Raw genomic sequence first — 20,391 nt, forward strand, 5'->3', positions numbered from 1 at the left:
TCATCATCATAAGATTAATACGTTAAGAGCAATACGTTCTATACGAAAAATTCACGGTATGGCACCGTCCAGACGACATCATGTGCAAGCCGGTGTCCTTGATACCCGTCTTCACCGTAAGCTGTACCATGATCGGAAAAAGCTAAACAAAAGGCAGGCCGGGAACGTTTCCTCATCGCCTCGAACAATGGCCCAAGTGCCTCATCTACATATCGAAGTGCAGCTCGCTGAGTCTCCACCGAGTCCTCCCTGGCACCTTCCACAAAGTAACGATTGGGGCCATGAATGGCAGACACGTTCAAAAACATAAATATCTTTTCATCCGGCGGCGTCTGTTCAAGCAGCTTTAATGCATGCTGTACCTGATGTACTGTCGATTTGGGGTTGGTTACCCCAAAGTTCATTCGCCAGTAGCTCTGTTGGAAATAGCCGGGCAATACTTTCGCAAGCGGGTTTTTTTTCGTAAAAAAAATGACGCCGCCAATACAGATGGTACGGTAACCTTCAGCTGCGAACCCGGACACGATATCCGGTGTATCAAACAGCCAGGTATGCGGATGAGTCTTGAGTCCGGTATTCCGGGAATGGAACAATCTTATATGCGATGCCTTATCCGTATTGGCAGGGGTCGGCATAAAACCACCAAAAAAAGCATGGTGTGCCGCATATGTAAAACTGCCTGGAGTATGACGCTTCTCCCACGGACCGGAACCACACAGATTGGGACAATTCGCCTCTTCCAGCTTGGCTACGTCATAGCGTAACGTATCCAGCGTAATCATTAACAGATCATGGGAGCCCACAATGGTGTTCATATCAGGCATGTTGAATAGGCTCCTTTCGCAAAAGTTCCATTTCCCACTCATAGGTTCCAAGGCCATGATGCTCAACCCTGTATAACAGATCTCCAAACGGATTCACATCCAGCACATAGGCACGCGGATTCGAATCACTTGTAAGCATCACATCAATCCCGGCTGACCACGAGTTGGGAAAAGCAGACATGGCTGCCTGCGCTGCCGTCCGAACCAGCGACATCCGCTGTTCATCCAGACCAGCTTCAGCAGGCAACATACGTTCATTGCGCAGATGCAGATTGGTTATAGGGGTACGACTTAGTCGCATAATCGCATGGCCTGCCTGTCCACCCGCAACCAGTTGGCGAATATCATAGGCCCGCTGATCAAACGTGGCTTTGGGCATCCACCGTTCAATCTGTGCGCCTTCTGCACATAACCAGTTCATTAACGCAGCAACCTCGCCATTACGGGAATACTTGCGTAAACGTCCTTCATTATAAAAAATTGTCTTGCCCTGCGCCTGTTCCATTCCCATCGTCGTTATGGCGATTTCGTCACCCGTACGTGGGTTAATCTGATACGCGACAACACCTGAGGCACCCGAACCACACGCAAGCTTCACAAATACACGGTTCATACCGGCCGATTGCATCGCTGTACGCAAGTCAGTGTAACTTCGAATCGGCAGTGAAGACTGGAGCGTAGGAGGTACATGAACCCCCTGAGAGTATAGATGCTGCTGACATGTTCTCTTGTCAAACATCAATTGGATGTCAGCAGGATCATTCATGAATCGAACTTCAGGCCATATTTCCCGAGTCTCACGGCCGATTCGATCCAGACATGCTTTCCAGCCGCGGAACCACTGAGCAGGGGCATAGATTCTTCCCCACTCCTGTTCCAACGCAAGTACCTGCTCTGCTGTGAATGCCTCTGCCGCCATTTCTTTTGTTAAGCATGACGTATCATTCATAACTCCAAGGAATAACAATTCACGCTCTACTTCCCAATCCTCACCAGGAGCGTCAATCCGAACGAGGGGCACAGGCAGATTGGAATCTACTATATCAACGATCGTTCCCCCCTGTCTCCAGTTCTGGAGCAATTGGGCATAAGGCAATACAACGGCAGGTTTCATCCCTAATCTATACCTGGCTTCTTGCATCCCTTGCGTTCGTCGGTTATGAGGATTTCCGATCAATACTAATGGCTGCTCCCGATCCAGATCAGGAACATCATCTAATTGATGCAGACTTTCAACTATTTTCGTAAAACCTGACATCCTCTACTCCGTTAATGACGGGTAACGCCAGTCATCCTCATCACTTTGTTGCTGGTCGCTAACGTCTACGGATATACCCGATTGGTTCCAGCGACGGATCATTTCATCGGTCATGTAATGGTAACTTAGATCGAGATGTTTCAGCTGCTTGATCTTGTCACTGGCAAGTAAGGCCTCTGCCCCTTCATCGGACAACGTTCCTTCCGATAGATCCAGTATTTCAAGTTGATCCAGAATAGGTGCTTCCGCTGCTGCTTTCGCAATCTCATCCTGAATTTCACTGTCTTTCAGACCCAAGTAAACCAGCTTTGGAAATAATCCTTTTTCTAACAAAGGCAGTATATCTTCAATTGAACCATTGAAGCCATAATTATCGACGCCAATATATAATTCCAGTTTACGCAATTCAGGCAATTTGGCATGGGTGATCGAAGATAACACTTCTTTCGGGAGACCGCCACAGATAATAATCAATTCTTCAAGCTTGGCATGCTGGAGCGGTTCCAGACTAAGGCCGCTACTGCCCTTAATCGAGAATGATGTTAATTCTGGAAAGGCACCCAACAAGGGGGTAAGATTCGTCTGAATAATCCACGACACTTCACATTCTTCGAATCCCATATCCCCGATGAACAGTTTCTTCAATGACGGAAAGCTTGAAGCCGACTGGATGAGTGTGCTCATGAACTCTTGAGGTGAGCTCTCATAAGCCTGTCCCCAATCTCCGATGACCAGACTTTCCAGTGAGCTGGCCTCCGGTTTAGCCGCCAAATCCTTAATTAATTTTTCCATACGAATGCCGTCCTCATAATCATCGTAGGATACAACAAGCTTCACTTCTTGCATGAGCAAATCCCTCCGTTTAAGGTTCATATATGATTCGTTAATTTGAATGTTAACCCATACCACACACAGCTTGCAACTTCTTCCAACTCCAGTCCCAATGAGGTTCCCAATCATGCAATGTTAAGCATTTCTTATGTAGGTACAGGAACATACGTTCTGGAATGAAGTCGCGGAAATAGCCCCCATCATTAGGTATATGGAAGGAGCTTACCTAACCCCGTTGGACAACTTCAATTCATATAAAAAAAGCGTTAATGGCTGGTGAATCATTCCATCGGAATGCTCCTTTCCTTCCATTAACGCTTTTGATGTTCACATCTGATACGCTAAATCAAAAAGTCTCGTTGCGACTCAGCCTTCAAGTCTGGATACGAGTGCTCTCAGCGCATGACCACGGTGGCTAATCGCCTGCTTTTGTTCCAGCGTCAGCTCTGCCATTGTCATCTCGTATTCAGGTACATAGAAGAGAGGGTCATATCCAAAACCACCAGCACCCGCAGCTTCAGCCGTGATCCAGCCTTCCGCAGTGCCTTCCGATTCATATTTATCACCAGTTGTCGGGTCGTACAGGACCAATGCGCAGACGAATCGAGCCGGACTGAGAAGCGGCTGCTCAGTGTCCTCACCGGATTTCAACGATTCCAGCGTCTCCAGCAACTTCGCATTGTTCTGTGCATCCGTTGCTCCTTCGCCTGCATATCTCGCTGAATAAACTCCGGGCTCCCCGTCCAACAGATCTACACAAAGTCCAGAATCGTCTGCCAGTACGGGCAAACCAAGCGCGTCGCCTACCGCCTTCGCTTTCTTCCAGGCATTTTCCGCAAACGTTACGCCATCTTCCACCACATCCGGCAGCTCCGGGTAGTCAAACATGCTCTTGACCTCTTTGCCAAGCGGTGCGAAAGCATGTGCGAATTCACGGACTTTACCCGCGTTGCGGGTTGCGACAATGAGGATTGGGCTGTCCAAACTCATCTTAGGCTTCCCCTAATCCACGCGCGCCAATCTTGAGCGCAATCGGTCCAAGTACTTCTTTTTGACGCTCGATCATCTCCAAAATTCCCTGCTCGCCCAGTTCCAGCATTGCGTTCAGCTCACGGCGATCAAATGGCGCTTCTTCACCTGTTCCCTGGAGCTCGACGTATTTGCCGCCGCCTGTCATTACCAGATTCATATCCACCTTGGCTTTGGAATCTTCATCATAGTTCAGATCCAGTACAGGCTGTTCACCCACAACACCTACACTTACTGCTGCTATGAAATCCGTAATCGGGAATACTTGCAGTTTGTGTTGTTGAGAAATCTTGTTCACAGCGAGCGCCAACGCTACAAACGCACCGGTAATGGACGTTGTGCGTGTGCCTCCGTCAGCTTGAATAACATCGCAGTCCAGCGTAATCGTACGCTCACCAAGCGCCTGCAAATTGACCACTGAACGCAGTGCCCGACCAATCAGACGTTGGATTTCCATGGTGCGTCCAGTCAATTTGCCGCGATTGGCTTCACGTTGGTTACGAGTATGTGTTGCACGTGGCAGCATGGAATATTCAGCCGTTACCCAGCCTTTCCCTTGCCCTTTCATAAAGGGAGGAACACGTTCCTCCACTGTAGCTGTACAGATCACCTTTGTATCTCCAACTTCAATCAGTACAGAGCCCTCGGCGTATTTATTCGTGTTCACTGTTAAATTCAGCGGGCGCAGCTGTTCGCTGTTTCGTCCGTTTGATCTCATTTTTTCTGCCTCCTACGACTTAAGCATCCTGTAATGTTGAGCTTGTTAACAATTTTACGAATCCCTTATATTTTACCAAAGAGTTCAATTAAAAGCATCCTTATGCATTCTGCGTTCATTAAATCGGAATTTCGTTGATATATTCAGGCTTGGAAACAGGCGTACTGTAATCCCGGTTATCATCACCCATGACCGTTTTTTGGCCGTTCCATTCGATCTGCACTTTGGCATCCTTGCCGGCTGTATTCTCCGCAGTGGTTAATACAACAGACTGTAACAGCTCGCTAGGTACGATATCCCCTTCGGCAAACATATCATCTTTCAAGGCAACTGTTACTGTGCCATCCTCGGCCGTTTTGACCGATTGCAGCTCTGTTCCGCCTGTCATGACTTCTTCCAGTTCACCGCCTTTGTCAGGTCCCTTGATCAGCTCATTCAATGCTGCCTGCACCCGATCTTCGCCAGGGGTAACGAGACGTGTAACTGGAACATAATATTGGATGCCTGCTGGTGAAGCTGCTGAGAAATAGACCGTGACCGGACTGCTGTTCGCCACCAAAGTATCACCCAGATCCAGATTGATTCCCACAGCCCGATTCAGCGGTTCAGGCAACGGCGTACTGTTTACCGGCATTTGTGTTAACTTTTTGCCATCCACCCAGATCTGCACATTCTCCACATCTGGTGTTCCCGTCAATGTCCAGGTAACAGCTTCTAGCATTTTCCGTTCTTCCTTCGCATCATACTTGGCAAAATTACCCGAGAACTCCACGACTGCCAGCTTGTCATCCGCGTGAATCGTTACATTCTGTACAACCGTTCCCTGCGGGAGAACGCCCTGGAATCCTTCTGGCAACATACCCGCGTAGGCCCCGCCTGTGACAAGTGTATCCAGTGCTGTCTTGGGACTGCTGGCATCTGTTCCAGAAGGAAGAGTCAGGGATACCGGAGCGAGCAGTCCCTGCTGGTCTTGCAGATATACTGTCGTTAACGGGAGCGTTGCGAGTGCCCCATTCCCTTCGGCTGCCTGGATCATGGCTGCTTCCTGAATGGGCGGTGGCGGATCAACAGCTTCGGAAGACTGGGCTCCAAACATGCCACAACCTGACAACACCATAGGAATGCTCAGCAGCGCAGCTGCCGATACCGTACGCAAAGATTGGATCTTTCTCATGATCACGTTCCCCCTCATCATTTTTACAGTTTGTACTACCATGTATACGAGCCTTTGTCCAAAAAATAACTAAAAGATAAAAGCTTCGCTGAAAAGTTATACGTTCGATGATCTTAAAGAAACGTAAAACCGGTTAATACGTATTAGGAAGCAAGAGTAGGGACATTGCTAACTTCAGAGGAGGAATCGCCCATGGAACATCCTGAGCAAGAAAAAATCCCTTACAGCCTGAATAGCCGCAAGGTCGCGGAGGCAACTAGGGAATGGCTGCATAAGCGGGGCGTCACGATCCCTGAGATCGCAGAACTGGTCATGTTATTGCAGAAAAAATATTATCCTGGTCTTACGATGGAAGAGTGTATCGAAAATGTGGAGATGGTTCTCCGCAAACGTGAGGTACAGAACGCCGTCCTGACCGGGATTCAGCTTGATATTCTGGCGGAACAGGGGCAGCTCATATCTCCTTTGCAGGAGATGATTGAGAATGACGAAGGGCTGTATGGCGTGGATGAGATTTTGGCATTCTCCATCGTCAATGTATATGGCAGTATCGGATTTACGAATTATGGCTATGTGGACAAGCTGAAGCCAGGGGTGCTCGAACGACTGAATGACAAGAGCCTGGGTCCTGTCCACACCTTTTTCGATGATATTGTCGGTGCAATTGCATCGGCAGCGAGCAGTCGGATCGCCCATCGCAAACAATCCGAGCTTGAAGAAGCACTGGGAGAAAAACCGGTCAGCGATGACACGGTATAACACGTAACTCGTTTCGTACTTGAAATCAAGTGAAAGATTGGACATGTATGTAGATGCTTAGTGCAATAACTGTTTGAAGAAATAACTGTTCATGGAAAAAGCGGCCTGATGGCCGCTTCTTTTGCATGTGTACCATAATTTTTGGATGATCCACATGTTATTATTTGAGATGTTTAGGTCGTACCGTTCCCGCCAGACCATAACCTTCAACCCACTTCTGCTCGGCAGCTGGCTCAGCGGATGTCCATTTCGGTCCAATCGTGATCTCCGGGCCCTTGCGTTCTCGCAACATGCCACGTAATACGGTGATACCAAGTATACTGAGTCCGGTAAATACATACATCATTCGCATGATAATGTTGCCAGAATCTGATCCTGTTACCATGCCGTGAACCAGCAGACCAATGAACACGGGGTAGGACAGCATGTGGAACAAGAACCACCATTTGCGGCCCAATTTGCTCCGCAGGTCACTGGATAACAGGACGATCACTAATCCGTAGAAGGATAACGTTCCCAGACCACTGCCAATCGGATGCACGGAGGCGGTAAAAGGAATCAGAAGTTCTCCCCAGCTAAATGGGCTGTAATGATCAATATATAACGTTAACGCATGCACGAGTCCAAGTCCGAAGGCGAGCCAGGTCGTTCGAGTATGCCATTTGAACATGGCTGCTTTTGGTTTGCCCTTGGCCATAGGCATCCCTTGAGCAATGCCCAGAAATACACCGGCAAAGAGCAGCACATAAGCAGCAATTCCACTAATTCGAATGATATTCCACGTCGGCAGGTAATCTACAATCCATTGTGCCATAACCGGCTCCCCCATATCTGTTAGACTTGTCCTCGTTTAAATCAGACTGAAGCGATGATCCGGATCAAAACCGGGCCAGTGCTCAGCGAGCGTATCCGTATTTCCTCTAAAATAAGTGCTTCCCTCCTGTGTTATCCACAGGACGTCATGACGATCATAGTGTCGGTTTAACCAGCCCACCGCCTCGGCACTCCCCAGAATGCAGACCGTCTTGGCAATAATCTCGCATTGCGACGCATGCTGTCCCAAAACGGTACACTGTAGCACATCCGTATCCGCCGGTTCCATTGTCCGGGGGTCAATGAGATGATGCGCAAGGCTTCCGTCTGAATTTTGCCATTGCCTATGCGAGATACCCGAAGTGGCAACAGCTCCTCGCTGTAAACGAATCGTACCTGACACATCTCCCTGTTCTTGCAAAGGATCTGTTACTTTCAAGGTCCACTGGGGATAGTCCGGTGTACCCCATACTTGAATATCTCCACCCGCGTTAATTAAACCCGCCGGGATATGCAATGTTCGCTGCAACCAGTCCGCAATGCGCTCCACTGCCCAACCCTTAACAATTCCTCCCAGATCCAACTCAGCTCCAGGGTCCAGATGAACCATCCGGCTACCTTCCCGCTGAATCCATCCCGGACGACTGTGGTCATGCCGATCTTCCATCATTCCTGAACTTTCAGGTGTTCTCGTTCGCAAAATGCGTTCAAGCAGCGGGCGCTGCAGTTGTCGTTGTTGCACTTTCTCGAAGCTTAGATCATATCCCGAAGCCTGAAGAGCCTGCGAGATACCCGGTTGGAAAATCCCTTCAGTCAGTCCAATATACCCATAGGCCAGACTCAAAACTTCATCCATCGCAGCGGAAATGGGCATCCATCCGGTTGCATGATTCAGACGATTCAGTTCACTATCTGCGACAAACCGGCTAAAGCGCTGCTCTTGCGTCTCAAACCAATTCTTCACTAAGTTTGCTGCATGTTCAACTTGTTCCTTCCCAGCAGACAGCTGTACTTCAACATCCGTGTTCATCGCACGGAATTGAAACCGGAGCGGACGAGCAACTTGCACTGTGCGGCTCATGATGCACCTGTGCGTGACTGAAAGTTGCCACTGCTATATCCGGAATCTGAATCCTGATTATGTTGGCTCGGACGTTCAGAATCTGAGTACCTTCTCTCGTTATTCATGCTCTGATCAGGCCCAGCAGATTGTGTGTTATCGGTTGTTCCATTATATTGACTATCATCATTATCATTGTCCTGTGTACTCCAGTTGCTGCTGTCCGTTGTGCTGTTGAACCATTCATCCATCACATCATCCCGCGTATCCACCTGGCTTGAAGCAGTAACGCTTGTGTCTGTACCATTCGCTGCTGCGTAGGCTACATCAAAGGCATCCGAAGTTCTTACATATTGAAAGAGTGCAGCCACAGTCAACGTTGCTGCCGCTGAAGCTTGCCATTTTCTCCATTGATTTCGTTTTTTTCTGGTCATCGCTCATCCCTGCTTTCTTTAGGGTGTGTCTCATAATCTGCTTCCTTCGGAGTTCTAAGACACGCCCTAGCGAAGTTCATAGTTGTATGATAGACGCGGTGGCTTAAAAATAGATGAATGAACTGTTAAGACAGGCTAAAAAGACCCCGAACAGGTGAGTTTCCTGTCCCGAGCCTCTATATAAGATCGAATTATCATTTTCTTAACGATACCATCATTCCGTATAGATTTGAAAATAGAGCGAACCATCCGATTGCTGCACTTGCTTCACTACTTCACGTCGAATTAACTCCTGCAAATGAGCCAACGTCTCACTCATGGCAAACCGCAGTTGATGGGTACCAAGCCGATTGCCAAACATGTATAGACAGATGTCATACGCATTCGCGGGTGACTCCTGCATTCGATCTGCCAGCTTCTGAAGTCGTTCCTCATGGTGTTCGAGCAGTTGAACGGTCCGTTCGTTGAATGTGGAAAATGGATTCCGATGCCCCGGATATGCCTGCTTGACGTTCAGCTCTCCGAGACGTTGCAATCCTTCCATATAAGACAATAATGGCTGAGGGTCACTGCCGGGTTGCAGACTGATATTCGGTGAAATCTGTGGCAAAACTGCATCTCCGCACAGAATCTCCATGGACTCTGGCGCATAAAAGGATAAATGGCCTGGGGCATGTCCCCCCGTTTCGACAGCAACCCAACGTCGCCCGCCCATATCGAGCCACTCGCCATCTTCAACAGGTATGACATTCGGAAGGGGCGTGATCTGCGAAGTAAATGTCTTCATATGTTCATATATCTGTTCAGTCTTGTCTATCGGCATACCATGACGACTATAGTAATCAGGTAATATTGTATTGATGCGTGAATCAGGTCCCCACATATAATCGGCCTCTTGGCGGGAGCGTGTGGACATTCGAACAGGTGCCCCCGTCACCTGTTGCATCCAACCCGACAACCCAAGATGATCGGGGTGATGGTGGGTCAGTACAATTTGACGAATATCGCCAAAGGTCAGACCGAGATCTGCCAGCGCTTCACTCCACTCCTGTTCTGTTTCCGAATTACGCGGTCCGGGATCTATAATGGTTATCTTTCCATCCGGTTCTGATAACACATAACTGTTCACCCATCGCAAGGGAAACGACATGCTGATCTTGACCCGGTATATGCCCTCTGTCATGGACATCTCTTCTGTTCGCTTCATATGATCCCCCTTCCTGACGATCTCCGTTCACTCCACAGGACGACGCCCCACAAAAATCATGCGTGGAGAAGTCTGCTCGTCATATTTCTCTTCATCATAGCTGCCGTGAACCTGATCTACCCGGAGCCCGGCTGCACTTAACATCTGACTCAGTTGATCACGAGTGTACAACTTTACACGCTCCTGATATACTCGCGGTTCATGTCCGGATGTGGTGTCGGTAATACGAATTTCCTTTTGCACAAATCCATCTTCAATCTTGCGGAATTCCTCAATTCGCTGCCCTTCATCCTCTCGGACGGAGTGCGGCACCAGATGACGAGTCACATACGCCGTATTCATAAAATCAATAATATAGCTGCCACCCGGCCGAAGCATGCGATGAATGGCTCGTAATACTTTCAGTTGTTCTCCGTCCTCCAGGAAATAACCAAACGATGTGAACAGATTAACTACGGCGTCGAAACCACCTTTCAGCGGCAGTTCACGCATATCCGCATGACACCAAGATACTCGGTGTTCGGTGTCTGTTAGGCGCGCTTCGCGTAAAAGCACATCGGACAGATCAACTCCGGTCACTCGCAATCCTGCATCAGCAAGTGCCAGGGAGTGTCGCCCCATACCGCAGCATAGATCCAATACTTCAGCATTAGGCTTAAGCTTCAACCAATTGATCATTTTATGTACTTCATGATAGGCACCGTGCACATCCCGATGCTTGTATACGAGAAGATAATCTTCTCCAAAACTCTTTTCATACCATTCCGTCATTCAATCTCGCCCTCCACCTGGTCCTTGGCCCTCTATCTGTAGTGCGCTTTGTACAGGCCTGGTCATTTCCCCTAGCTTTAATGTATTGTAACGTCTTTATTCTGCAAACTCAAAAAAATCCCGGTACATTGCCTACATTGAAGAGCCAAAATGTACACGATATAATATTAATCATACGCATATCCCTGCGAATCGGGTAATTATAAGAGGTTGTTCTAAAAGCAACAGGAGGTGTTCTTATGATTCACATCGGACTTACCGGATGGGGGGATCAGGAAGATCTCTATCCGAACCGTACCAAAGCCAAAGACAAGCTCAGTCTATACGGACAATATTTCTCCACCGTGGAGGTGGATAGTTCCTTCTACGCCGTACAGCCGCGGGATCGCATGGCACGATGGGCTGCTGAGACGCCTGAATCCTTTGCTTTTATCATCAAAGCCTATCAGGGAATGACCGGACATCTTAGAGGCAAACCCTACTTCACCAGCACGTCGGAGATGTATAAAGCCTTTCGGGAATCACTGGAACCCGTCATAGAAGCAGGCAAAATGCAGGCAGCCTTATTTCAATATCCGCCCTGGTTCGAATGTAATAAGGACAATGTGAAAGAGCTTCGTGAAGTGAAGCTTCGAATGGAGGGCATTCCGTGCGCCCTGGAATTCCGCCATCGCAGCTGGTATGAAGATGACATGCGTGAGCGAACACTTGCGTTCATGAAAGAGCAAGGCTGGATTCACAGCGTCTGTGACGAACCTCAGGCGGGGTTGGGTTCCATTCCCATCGTGCCCCAGGCCACGGATTCGGACATGACACTGGTTCGCATGCATGGGCGCAATGTGTCCGGTTGGTATCAGAATGGTGCACCCAATTGGCGCGAGACCCGTTATCTGTACCGTTACAACAAGGAAGAGCTGTTGGAGTGGAAAGGATATCTGGAGCAATTGCAGGAGCAGAGCAAGGATGTCTATGTTATTTTTAACAACAACTCCGGTGGCGATGCAGCGGCGAATGCACAGATGATGATGGATCTGCTGGATTTGCCAGTGAAGCCTTTTCCTGACCGTACTGAACCGGAGAAGGAAGAAGGACCGGAGCAGTTGGAATTATTTTGATCTGTGTTTGGGGTCAACTAAAAGCGGCAAGCCCGAGGGCATTGCCGCTTTTTTCATCTCGTTATCTATAGCCACTATATCGATTGTCTTCATTTGAATTTATCGAACTTTCGTTAATTATTCAGGGCTCTAAGGTATAGTCAATGATTCATATAATGGGCATATAGTTGCTCGAAGGTTGTAAAACGTTCGACTTCTCTGCCGACCTTATCATATTCGTCTAGATATTCATCCATCACTTCAAGGAACTTTTCTTTCACAACTGGTAAATTGCTTGCATCAAAGTACTGCATAATATCAAATTTCTTAGTTCCTTTCTCCAGAGCCATTTCATCAAGATACCCTTGTGCTCCATAGACCGAAAGAAAGACGTAGGAAGCATCGTTCGTCATAACACTGTTCAGAATTTTATTACCGTAGTTGCACCACAATTCTTCATATGTTCCCCTCAGATTATCAAAAGTCGGAGCAGATTTAATTATGAAGTTATCACACATCGTGCTATATAACCTCGTAACACTATTCAACATATTAAAGGAGGCTATTCGAATATCTTCAATGGTATGAGCTTCGATGATTGACATGTATAAGGAATCGAGATCATCAGGAACATAGCGAAACGTACGAATCTCTTCCAAATATCGCTTGATTCCTCGTTGTATGCACGTGTTATTCATACTAACCAAGGCATTGACTAAATTAAACAGAACGTCGGCAGATGCATGTCGCACTGAACCGATATCTTCACCTAGCATCGTATCACTGTATGCTTGCTTAGCCAGATCGATCCATTTATTTGCTCGATCAAGACACGCTTCTCCTATCGGGTTCGCAAGTGCATCAAGTGCTTTTTGCCTGAAGTCGTTCAATTTCTCCAAATCCTCAGGCTTTGCATAGTAGAGTATTTTGAGCTCAGTTAAGCTCGATACGTTGGGACTCTCCAAAGTGGATTGCTCTTGTATTCTTGAATTCCATGGCGTGCAATAGATGTCGTATCCAACGTCATCTAAGATAAAGCAATCGGATATTTCCCATCCTTTTTCTGTATTATTAATGATAATTAAATCAAGATCGCTCTTCTCGTGAAAGTCTCCCGTGCTAAATGAACCCGTAAGCCCAATAATTGCGATATCGTCTATAAAATCTCTTTTTGCGCGTTCAATCACCATGTTAATGAGTCGTTCATTTTTGTCCAGTAACTTCTTCTTTATGATTTCGTCCATTCGTTGCACCCCTTCGTATGATCGGGCCGTCCTTTATCACAACAACCTGAACTTGAGTCTATCGATTTAGATGTGCGGTTACTATGTATAAGTTGATTTAATTCATCTTTGAACAAAATCCGCTAAACCGTCGATAGGACGATTTAGCGGATTTCATTAGTTCTTTGTATAGACAATTTTCTTTATGCTTTCGCAGGACAAGAAATATCGCCCCGCCAACTCCTCTATGCTGACTCCATTGTGGAATAAAGATTTAATCTCAGCGTTTCGAGCAGAGACTCTACTCTTGCTGTTCGTTTTCTCGCCCCATTTTAAATGTGCCTCTTTGGGTTTGGGGATATAAACCAATTCCCCTTGAACGTATTCTTGAATGATACGTAGCAATTCTTCCGGAAAAATAGACTCGGCTTTTGAATATTTCACGGGCATCACTCCCTTATTTAATAAATCAATAAGGTGCAAAGCCAGTCAGTAGAATATTACGATTCTTCGTTGGCAATATGATTGTTTCTAAACTCTATGCAAAGCATTGCCATATCCTCCACTGGCTTTGCATAGAGCCGTGCATGTAAGAATCCTACCCCGATTGTTTTCAATAGCCTCACCTCCATGGAAAACAGATAGTTGTTATGTGCTATTATATCAGAGCCTGTTGTTCAAGTGTTTAACGGATGAGTCGCCCTAATGCAAATTGACGGCACCAAAATTCTAAGTATTTTCTGAAATACTTTTAGGTAATTATCCGATCCTTTTTTGGTTAAGCCTCAGATAGACGCCTTGCACAGCTGCTGGTTCATCTTATGTGCTTCAATACCTGCCAAAAGAACAATGCCGATCCCATGGGTATCGTTCAGATTCCACCCCAGATCATCGCGATAATACAAGGCAGTAAACGAGTACCCGGAACCCCGGCATACCCCATATACATTGCCCTTATAGTCAATTGACAAGCGCGTCATTCCCTCCCATCCTTTGCGTACCGCCTCCAGATAAGGCTCTGGCTGTTCCAGCCAGCCTTCGCGAATACCACGGGCATAAGCGTAGATGAACATGGATGTGCAGGAGGTTTCTTCATAGGAATCCGGGCGATTCAGCACCTGATGCCAAAGTCCATTTTCCCCTTGCAGCGCCAGATACCCTTGACTTAGATCACGATAGAAACGTAACAGTTCCGGCCGCTTCGCATGATCATGTGGCAAGATCGTTAACAGTTCGGTCAATGAAAAGAGCACCCACCCGTTCCCGCGTCCCCATGGAATACCTGTTGACCGACCACGCACAAAATCATACACATGGGACATGATCTGTTGTTCGGGAAGATAGAGGTATTTACGAAACATCAGGAACTGATTGATCGCCTCATCCCAGAACGCGCTATCTCCTGTCAACTGACCATAACGCATCAGAAATGGTGTGCTCATGTACAAGTCATCACACCACATCGTCTCCTGACGCATCTCCCCACTGCCGCGAACCCGGTAAAAGGCGCCATCCTCCAGACGTTCCTGCTCATCCGTAATGTAACCCGCAATCCGTTCCGCCGTATCTCTTCCTCCGTGAATATCGCCCAACTCCATCGCAGCAAGCAGCGTGGACCCAAACGAACCGCAATCATCCAGACTGTCGATGGCAGACAGTTGATTATTGATCCCTGCCGCACCGTATGCTTCCCGATCCCACAGACCATAGCGGTCAAATGAAGTGCTCAGTTCAATATGTTGCCGAACATACTGAATGTAGTCGTCCCGTCCCAATTCCTGTCCCGTCTGGAGCAGTCCAAGCAGGGTAACACCAAGTGGATAATTCCACTTTCCGTAATGTATGTTCTCCAGATAGGGACGAACATGAGTGTCGGGCAGGTCTACCCGCCAATAGACACCTTGTGCGCCATCATCAAATACGGTATCTGTTCGCACGATGTCGGTGTGGGATGGCTCAGCGCCAGGAACAAACACACCTGTGTACAGCCAAGGGTCAGAGCACCCCGCAACCGGATAAGGTGATTTTAGTCTCCAGCCTGTGGAACCCGCACGCTTAGCATCTTCCAACGTGAATCCCCATGAGCCACCTTGTGCCTGGATTTCACCTTTCACGACCAGATCCCAAGAACCGTAACGGCGCGGGAGTTCAACGTGCAATTTAGCACTGCTTCCAGCAGAGTATATTTCCTTGCCATCTACATACAGAGTCAAAGCACCATCATGATTGCCTTTTAAAATAATTGGCGATGATCCTGGTAAGGTTACATCCAGCCTCGTCCATGCATAGGCCACAGCAGGTTGTTCCGTACCATAGATGCGTGCAAATGAACCCTTGCTCTGTTCCTCCCCTGTCCAGTTCCTGCTTGGATACCAGATAAGACCTGTTTCTTCTTCCGCCATGCCATCACGAGGAAGAGATAGTACAGGTTCATCGACAGGTTCTGAATATAACCAGCCTTCCTGACCCTGACGATCTGTCCCAGGAGTAAGGAAGTGCAGCGGGAAATTTTTGAAAGAGGCTGTTCCGTAGATACCGCCGAATCCCACTTCTGTTTTGACAAAACACAGCAACACATCATTCCAGCCATAGTGAACGGAAATCGGAATCTGGGTTCTTCGCTCGGGAAATAATTCCTGCAACAACTCGGACTTGAATACCTCTTCTCCGTTCACATAGATCATTACTGGACTATAACAGTTCAGGCCTGTATTTAACGTTGCATTCTGCTCGCTCCATAACTTACCCCATACATACACGTACTGCCCTGTACGCGCCTCTGCACATTTCTCATTCAGATTCAGGTCGTAGCGATAATCCCCCAGTCTGCGAAAACCTCCCTGATGATAAGCTCTGAACAAAAAGGATTGTTGCGGGTGATCGCCAATATAACGCTGAGCCACCGTGGTCAATATATCCGGAATTGAATCGTACACCTTGCCTGCAATCGCCTCGTTCTCATGGAAATAACGAATGATCGTCAGCCCCTTCCTTATACCTTGATTCGTTCGCTTAGCCGCAATGTCTCCCCACCCTGCACTTCAACTACCTGCTGATCTGCCGTGAACCAAACCGGGATGGCAGACGGATTATGAATGATGGATCGATCGGCTGAACACTCCAGTCGTTGCACCGCTTTCCAATAGGCAATCACTTCGATGTTCGTGGCGTACCAGATGTCGTTCCTGCGACCAATCTGCTCACCAAACTGTTCGATGATCTCCCAGTTGTCGTTATCATTGAACTCATAACTGTGGCCCCAGACGTAGAGTAATAGTGGTGTACCTGTTTTGGAATGTTGGATAAAACGTTCAGCATGCCCCGCCAGATCATGGTTATGATGACAGGTCGGATGCCATTCAAGCGGCCGGTCTGGCAGTGTGTATTTGCCATGAGATTCAACGGTACGAGCATAGTCGATGCCGAGCCACGCAAGCTTTGTACTTAACGTACGGTCGTATCCTCCATTGGGATAAGCCATGCCTCGTACCGGATAACCGACGAGCTTCTCCAACGCTTTTCGGTCCTCGATAATCTCTTCGGTCAATAGTTCATTCGGAACATAAGGCAGCGTAGGGTGAGTAACCGTGTGAACGGCCACTTCATGACCCGCATACAGTTCAGCAACTTCCCACGCCTCAATACGTCCTGGATTACCCAGGGTACCGGAGTTCAGATTAAAGGTTCCCCGTAGACCATACCGATTACAGATTTCCACCAGTCTGCGATCATGCACCACTCCGTCGTCATAACTTAGCGTTAACGCTTTCATCACACCACCTGGATAGCGGTCAAACTGAATACGATGTCCCATCCCTTACTTCCACTCCTTTATCCTAATTCTTCAACAGGTACATGACCTGCATCCTGTAATTGATGATGTTCCGAATCAAAATACGTACCTTCCAGCAGGCCGATCAATGTATTCGTAATCCGCACTTCAATGTCGTTGTCTCCCCGACGCAACCAGGAGGCCTCTCCCTTCCAGCGATACGGAGACCAGCATCTCACACCCAGACTATGTCCGTTCACCCGCACTTCCACCACATCCTGCACACGCCAATCGCTAAATTCCATTTCAAACGAAGTAATATCTTCCCCTGGCTCATCCAGCCAGAACGTGCGTTTATAACTCATTTCCCCGGCAAAATGAGGATACAGCGGCTGAGGTTCAGGTCCGATGCGAAGGGCTGTGTCTGACTCCCGCACGAGCGAAGCGATGCCTTCATGATGAAACTCCACCCCGAATCTCCCTTGCAGATATAAGGGATCAACGATACCATCCTCATCTTTCGTCACCTGCACAATCACCGTCATTTCATTGAGACCGCTGTGTAGCCATTCCGTAATATCACAAGCGATATTATTGTGGTCGGTTATTTCGATTGGATCGAATTGTTCTTTTTCAAGTGGTTGCCCATTAATCTCCATCGACCAACTGCCCGAAATCGCCGCTTTATCCAGGAATAACAGGCATGCAGGTAACGCCGTTCTTAGCTCAAATGTGGTCGTATAACGGCACTCGATCGGGTAAGCAACGGATGCCTTTTTCGGTGTGCCAAATACCTGACTAAACTGGACTGGCAGATGCTGCTGCTCCGATAATTCTGCTGCCTGATCAATAAACGGTTTCACAGCTACATGCTGGCTTTCCAGTATTATTCCGTTAGCATTAGTTGCCTGAAGATGGAATTGTCCCATTCGCAGGATGTTAGGCTGCACCGTTTCCAGTCGCCATGGTCCCTCCGCAGGAATACTGATCTTAGTGGCTTGCTTCACTTCTGCTGAAACATCCGTTTGGAATGTCGAATTTATTGGGTCTGTGACATCCACCTTCGTTAGTCCAGTCTCTACCTTCACTGGTTGTAAAGTAAGGCGTACAGCATGCGCTTCGTAAGGCGCCAGCGTTAGTGAAATGCACCATTCCCCGCCACTGCTCGTATACGGCAATGCCTGAAGCTGCCCCGTCTCCAGATCGAGTCGTTCCGCCACCAGACAAGCACCATCTGTCAGCTCCGCTCCATCCCACAGCTGTCGGGCAACCAACTTCAATTGCCCCTTCAGCTCCTGACCCTCCTGATTAGTCAAGAAAATCATATGCTCCCCAGCCGACAATTGACGGGTGTGCATCAGCAGAGAGGCACTTTCCTCCTCCATGATCCAGCAGATGGGTTCAGGCAATACCTGATCGAGCAGCAGAGAGATTAGCTCCAGCGAAAAGTCATCTCCCTGCCCTGTTCCTGCGGGTAGAAAATACGCATTCCCCTCACCTTGATGCCACATGGTTTCACGGTTATCGTGATCTGTTGTCACGCTACGGCCCCAGTACACCTCTTGCGGCTGCTCGCCCGCACCAAAGAACTGGGCAGCTTCATCTCCCTCCGGACTTCCCGGCTGGATGGCAATATGCGGAGGCATCCCAACAGAAATGGCGGTTCCTCCCTGCTGAACAAATCGCTTCACCTGTTCCCAGGCCGCGACCTCCAGATTCAGCATCGGTGGCAGAATCAATACGTCATAACGGGCAACGCCAATCTGAATGATGCCATCCGTTAAGTCAGCTTCAGCCAACAATTCGGGATCAAGGTGGTCATAGTCACGTCTGTTCTCGAGCAGATGGGTCGTGATCCGCATCCAGTCCTTCGTCAGACGATTCAATTGCACCCGTTCTGCTTCGTCTTCGCCGCTATACTCGAATCCATGCAGCGGATTACCCATCAGACTCCAGAATGTCGTCGTTGGGTCAAGTACAGCAATACGAATGGCTGCTGCTCCGGTGCTCATGAGATAGCTCAACCGTCCGGTGTAATCCCCCAACTGCCGGAAATGCTTCCAGTAGGGATTTTGCAAAAATTGAGACGGCGGTGCATCATGCTTCGCAAGCCCACCGATCGTATAGAAAAAGGCGTGAAAGTTATAGAAATTGGTGCCCATGGCGGCCATTCGGTCAATCATCCACTTGGCATCCTGTAGCGTCATGGACCAGCCTACACTGTGAAAACATTCAATCAGATTGCGACTTCGCCCCAGTTGTCTGGCAAGCGAACTGACCATCTTGGGATTGTCACGCATCTTTTGGCCGTATCGTTCCAGAATCCACGATAAGGATCGTCCAATTTTCTCATGGGCCGAATCACCACCTGGCATATGGCTGAACAACTGGGTGGTCATCCGTACGCCAGGTACCTCAGCCGCGTACTGGATTCCTGCTTCCTCACACCAATCATGCACCTGTTTGTGATAGGACTCCCTGAGAAGCAGATGCAGGGACTGATAGTAGTCATACCGAATCCGGTGCGCGTCCGGAACATCAGCATATAACAGGGCCGGTAGCGAATCGATCAGACTATAACCACAACGCTCACTGAAATAACGGGGAAGCTGTTGGGACCAGGGGATACGGCCCAGCGGTGCAATCTCATCCGAGAACATGCCTTTGATTACGCTCTCAAATTGATCTCCAACCGCTGACTTATAACGCTCGTGCGTCAGTTCAATAAATCGGCTCATCGCTTCCTTGTGACAAGGATCAACAAAGTTGCCGTAATATTTGAAATCATCGATCTCCATCTCTTGAAATACAATCAACTCCCAATCACCCTCGGGCACATCCCACAACAATCGAAACGCTGTTCGGTAGGTGAAGAACCTCTTCCGGTTATACGAAGTAAGTCCGGTCTCCTGATACACCTGATCCGTCTGAATATTGCCGATTTTGCTGCGCAGATCGATGGATTCATGCCATAACCGTTTACCCTGTGCATCCTTGGGAATCGCCTTGGCAACCAATACTCGTCCCCATGGCAGCTCCAGATTCACAGCTTCTCCGCCCTGAACCATCAGTTGATGATGGATGAGCTGACGCTGCTTGGCTTCAGGAAAATCAAGAGTCACTTCCCCGCCAGCCATCCCGCTTGGATATGGATATTCGTCATATAACCATACCTGCATGCCGTGAGTGGCCGCCGCTTCCACTGCCATCCGCACCTTATCAAACCACACTTCGGAGAGATAGGGAATTTGCAGTCCTTGACGTGGACAGATAAAGAATCCACCCACGCCTTGCACGGCCATCTCAGCCACCTGCCGCTTCATCTGTTCTTCTTCCATATCCCCGTTCCAGAACCAAAAGGGATGAACCCGGTACTGCGCCTCGGGATTACTAAATGCATCCCCGTTCCACATGTCGCCTTCCT

At 48.4% G+C, this 20,391-nt stretch carries 18 protein-coding genes; 2 read left to right on the forward strand and 16 right to left on the reverse strand.

What is annotated here, in order from left to right; genetic code table 11:
* Positions 1-38 precede the first annotated feature (38 nt).
* From MKY85_RS23785 to MKY85_RS23810, 6 genes are all read right to left on the reverse strand, one after another.
* Complete coding sequence (locus tag MKY85_RS23785) at positions 39-824, reverse strand: STM4013/SEN3800 family hydrolase (protein ID WP_342570913.1); 786 nt, start codon at positions 822-824, stop codon at positions 39-41.
* On the reverse strand, positions 817-2,082 hold the full coding sequence (locus MKY85_RS23790) for an STM4014 family protein (protein WP_342570914.1): 1,266 nt from the start codon (positions 2,080-2,082) through the stop codon (positions 817-819). Before MKY85_RS23790 ends, MKY85_RS23785 begins: the two co-directional genes overlap by 8 nt.
* A 3-nt stretch (positions 2,083-2,085) precedes the next feature.
* Positions 2,086-2,928, reverse strand: coding sequence for an STM4015 family protein (locus MKY85_RS23795; protein WP_342570915.1), 843 nt, complete (start codon positions 2,926-2,928; stop codon positions 2,086-2,088).
* Positions 2,929-3,279: 351 nt separating this feature from the next.
* The gene (locus MKY85_RS23800; RefSeq protein WP_091011846.1) at positions 3,280-3,903 is read right to left on the reverse strand and encodes an XTP/dITP diphosphatase; all 624 of its coding nucleotides are present in this window, start codon (positions 3,901-3,903) and stop codon (positions 3,280-3,282) included.
* Position 3,904: 1 nt separating this feature from the next.
* A complete protein-coding gene (gene rph, locus MKY85_RS23805; protein WP_253440370.1) occupies positions 3,905-4,660 on the reverse strand; it encodes a ribonuclease PH in 756 nt (251 codons plus the stop codon).
* Between the two features lie 118 nt (positions 4,661-4,778).
* On the reverse strand, positions 4,779-5,834 hold the full coding sequence (locus MKY85_RS23810; RefSeq protein WP_339237159.1) for a GerMN domain-containing protein: 1,056 nt from the start codon (positions 5,832-5,834) through the stop codon (positions 4,779-4,781).
* A gap of 192 nt (positions 5,835-6,026) precedes the next feature.
* On the opposite strand from MKY85_RS23810, the gene MKY85_RS23815 reads away from it, so the two are divergent.
* Positions 6,027-6,593: a phosphatidylglycerophosphatase A gene (locus MKY85_RS23815; RefSeq protein ID WP_105601152.1), complete on the forward strand. Its 567-nt coding sequence runs from the start codon at positions 6,027-6,029 to the stop codon at positions 6,591-6,593.
* Positions 6,594-6,753: 160 nt separating this feature from the next.
* On the opposite strand, the gene MKY85_RS23820 is transcribed toward MKY85_RS23815, so the two are convergent.
* From MKY85_RS23820 to MKY85_RS23840, 5 genes are all read right to left on the reverse strand, one after another.
* A complete protein-coding gene (locus tag MKY85_RS23820) occupies positions 6,754-7,407 on the reverse strand; it encodes a ferric reductase-like transmembrane domain-containing protein (RefSeq protein WP_339237176.1) in 654 nt (217 codons plus the stop codon).
* Positions 7,408-7,443: 36 nt separating this feature from the next.
* Positions 7,444-8,487, reverse strand: coding sequence for an FAD:protein FMN transferase (locus MKY85_RS23825; RefSeq protein WP_339305963.1), 1,044 nt, complete (start codon positions 8,485-8,487; stop codon positions 7,444-7,446).
* Positions 8,484-8,900 (reverse strand): hypothetical protein, encoded by a 417-nt coding sequence (locus MKY85_RS23830; RefSeq protein WP_342570916.1) that lies wholly within the window; start codon positions 8,898-8,900, stop codon positions 8,484-8,486. Before MKY85_RS23830 ends, MKY85_RS23825 begins: the two co-directional genes overlap by 4 nt.
* A 214-nt stretch (positions 8,901-9,114) precedes the next feature.
* A complete protein-coding gene (locus MKY85_RS23835; protein ID WP_342570917.1) occupies positions 9,115-10,107 on the reverse strand; it encodes an MBL fold metallo-hydrolase in 993 nt (330 codons plus the stop codon).
* 27 nt (positions 10,108-10,134) lie between these two features.
* Positions 10,135-10,878: a methyltransferase domain-containing protein gene (locus MKY85_RS23840; RefSeq protein WP_342570918.1), complete on the reverse strand. Its 744-nt coding sequence runs from the start codon at positions 10,876-10,878 to the stop codon at positions 10,135-10,137.
* Between the two features lie 239 nt (positions 10,879-11,117).
* Between MKY85_RS23840 and MKY85_RS23845 the strand changes: the two genes are divergently transcribed.
* Positions 11,118-11,993, forward strand: a complete 876-nt coding sequence (locus MKY85_RS23845) for a DUF72 domain-containing protein (protein WP_342570919.1) — start codon at positions 11,118-11,120, stop codon at positions 11,991-11,993.
* A gap of 140 nt (positions 11,994-12,133) precedes the next feature.
* Here MKY85_RS23845 and MKY85_RS23850 read toward each other — a convergent pair whose 3' ends face one another.
* The 5 genes from MKY85_RS23850 to MKY85_RS23870 form a co-directional block, all read right to left on the reverse strand.
* The gene (locus MKY85_RS23850; RefSeq protein WP_342570920.1) at positions 12,134-13,216 is read right to left on the reverse strand and encodes a nucleotidyltransferase domain-containing protein; all 1,083 of its coding nucleotides are present in this window, start codon (positions 13,214-13,216) and stop codon (positions 12,134-12,136) included.
* Between the two features lie 156 nt (positions 13,217-13,372).
* Complete coding sequence (locus MKY85_RS23855; RefSeq protein ID WP_339237191.1) at positions 13,373-13,639, reverse strand: CD3324 family protein; 267 nt, start codon at positions 13,637-13,639, stop codon at positions 13,373-13,375.
* Positions 13,640-13,980: 341 nt separating this feature from the next.
* The gene (locus MKY85_RS23860; RefSeq protein ID WP_342570921.1) at positions 13,981-16,131 is read right to left on the reverse strand and encodes a glycoside hydrolase family 88 protein; all 2,151 of its coding nucleotides are present in this window, start codon (positions 16,129-16,131) and stop codon (positions 13,981-13,983) included.
* A 56-nt stretch (positions 16,132-16,187) separates the two neighbouring features.
* Entirely contained in the window at positions 16,188-17,009 is an 822-nt protein-coding gene (locus MKY85_RS23865) for a polysaccharide deacetylase family protein (RefSeq protein ID WP_339257081.1), read from the reverse strand.
* Between the two features lie 17 nt (positions 17,010-17,026).
* Complete coding sequence (locus tag MKY85_RS23870; protein ID WP_342570922.1) at positions 17,027-20,380, reverse strand: glycosyl hydrolase; 3,354 nt, start codon at positions 20,378-20,380, stop codon at positions 17,027-17,029.
* Positions 20,381-20,391: the final 11 nt, after the last annotated feature.

Source organism: Paenibacillus sp. FSL R5-0749 (assembly GCF_038595085.1).
GTDB lineage: Bacteria > Bacillota > Bacilli > Paenibacillales > Paenibacillaceae > Paenibacillus.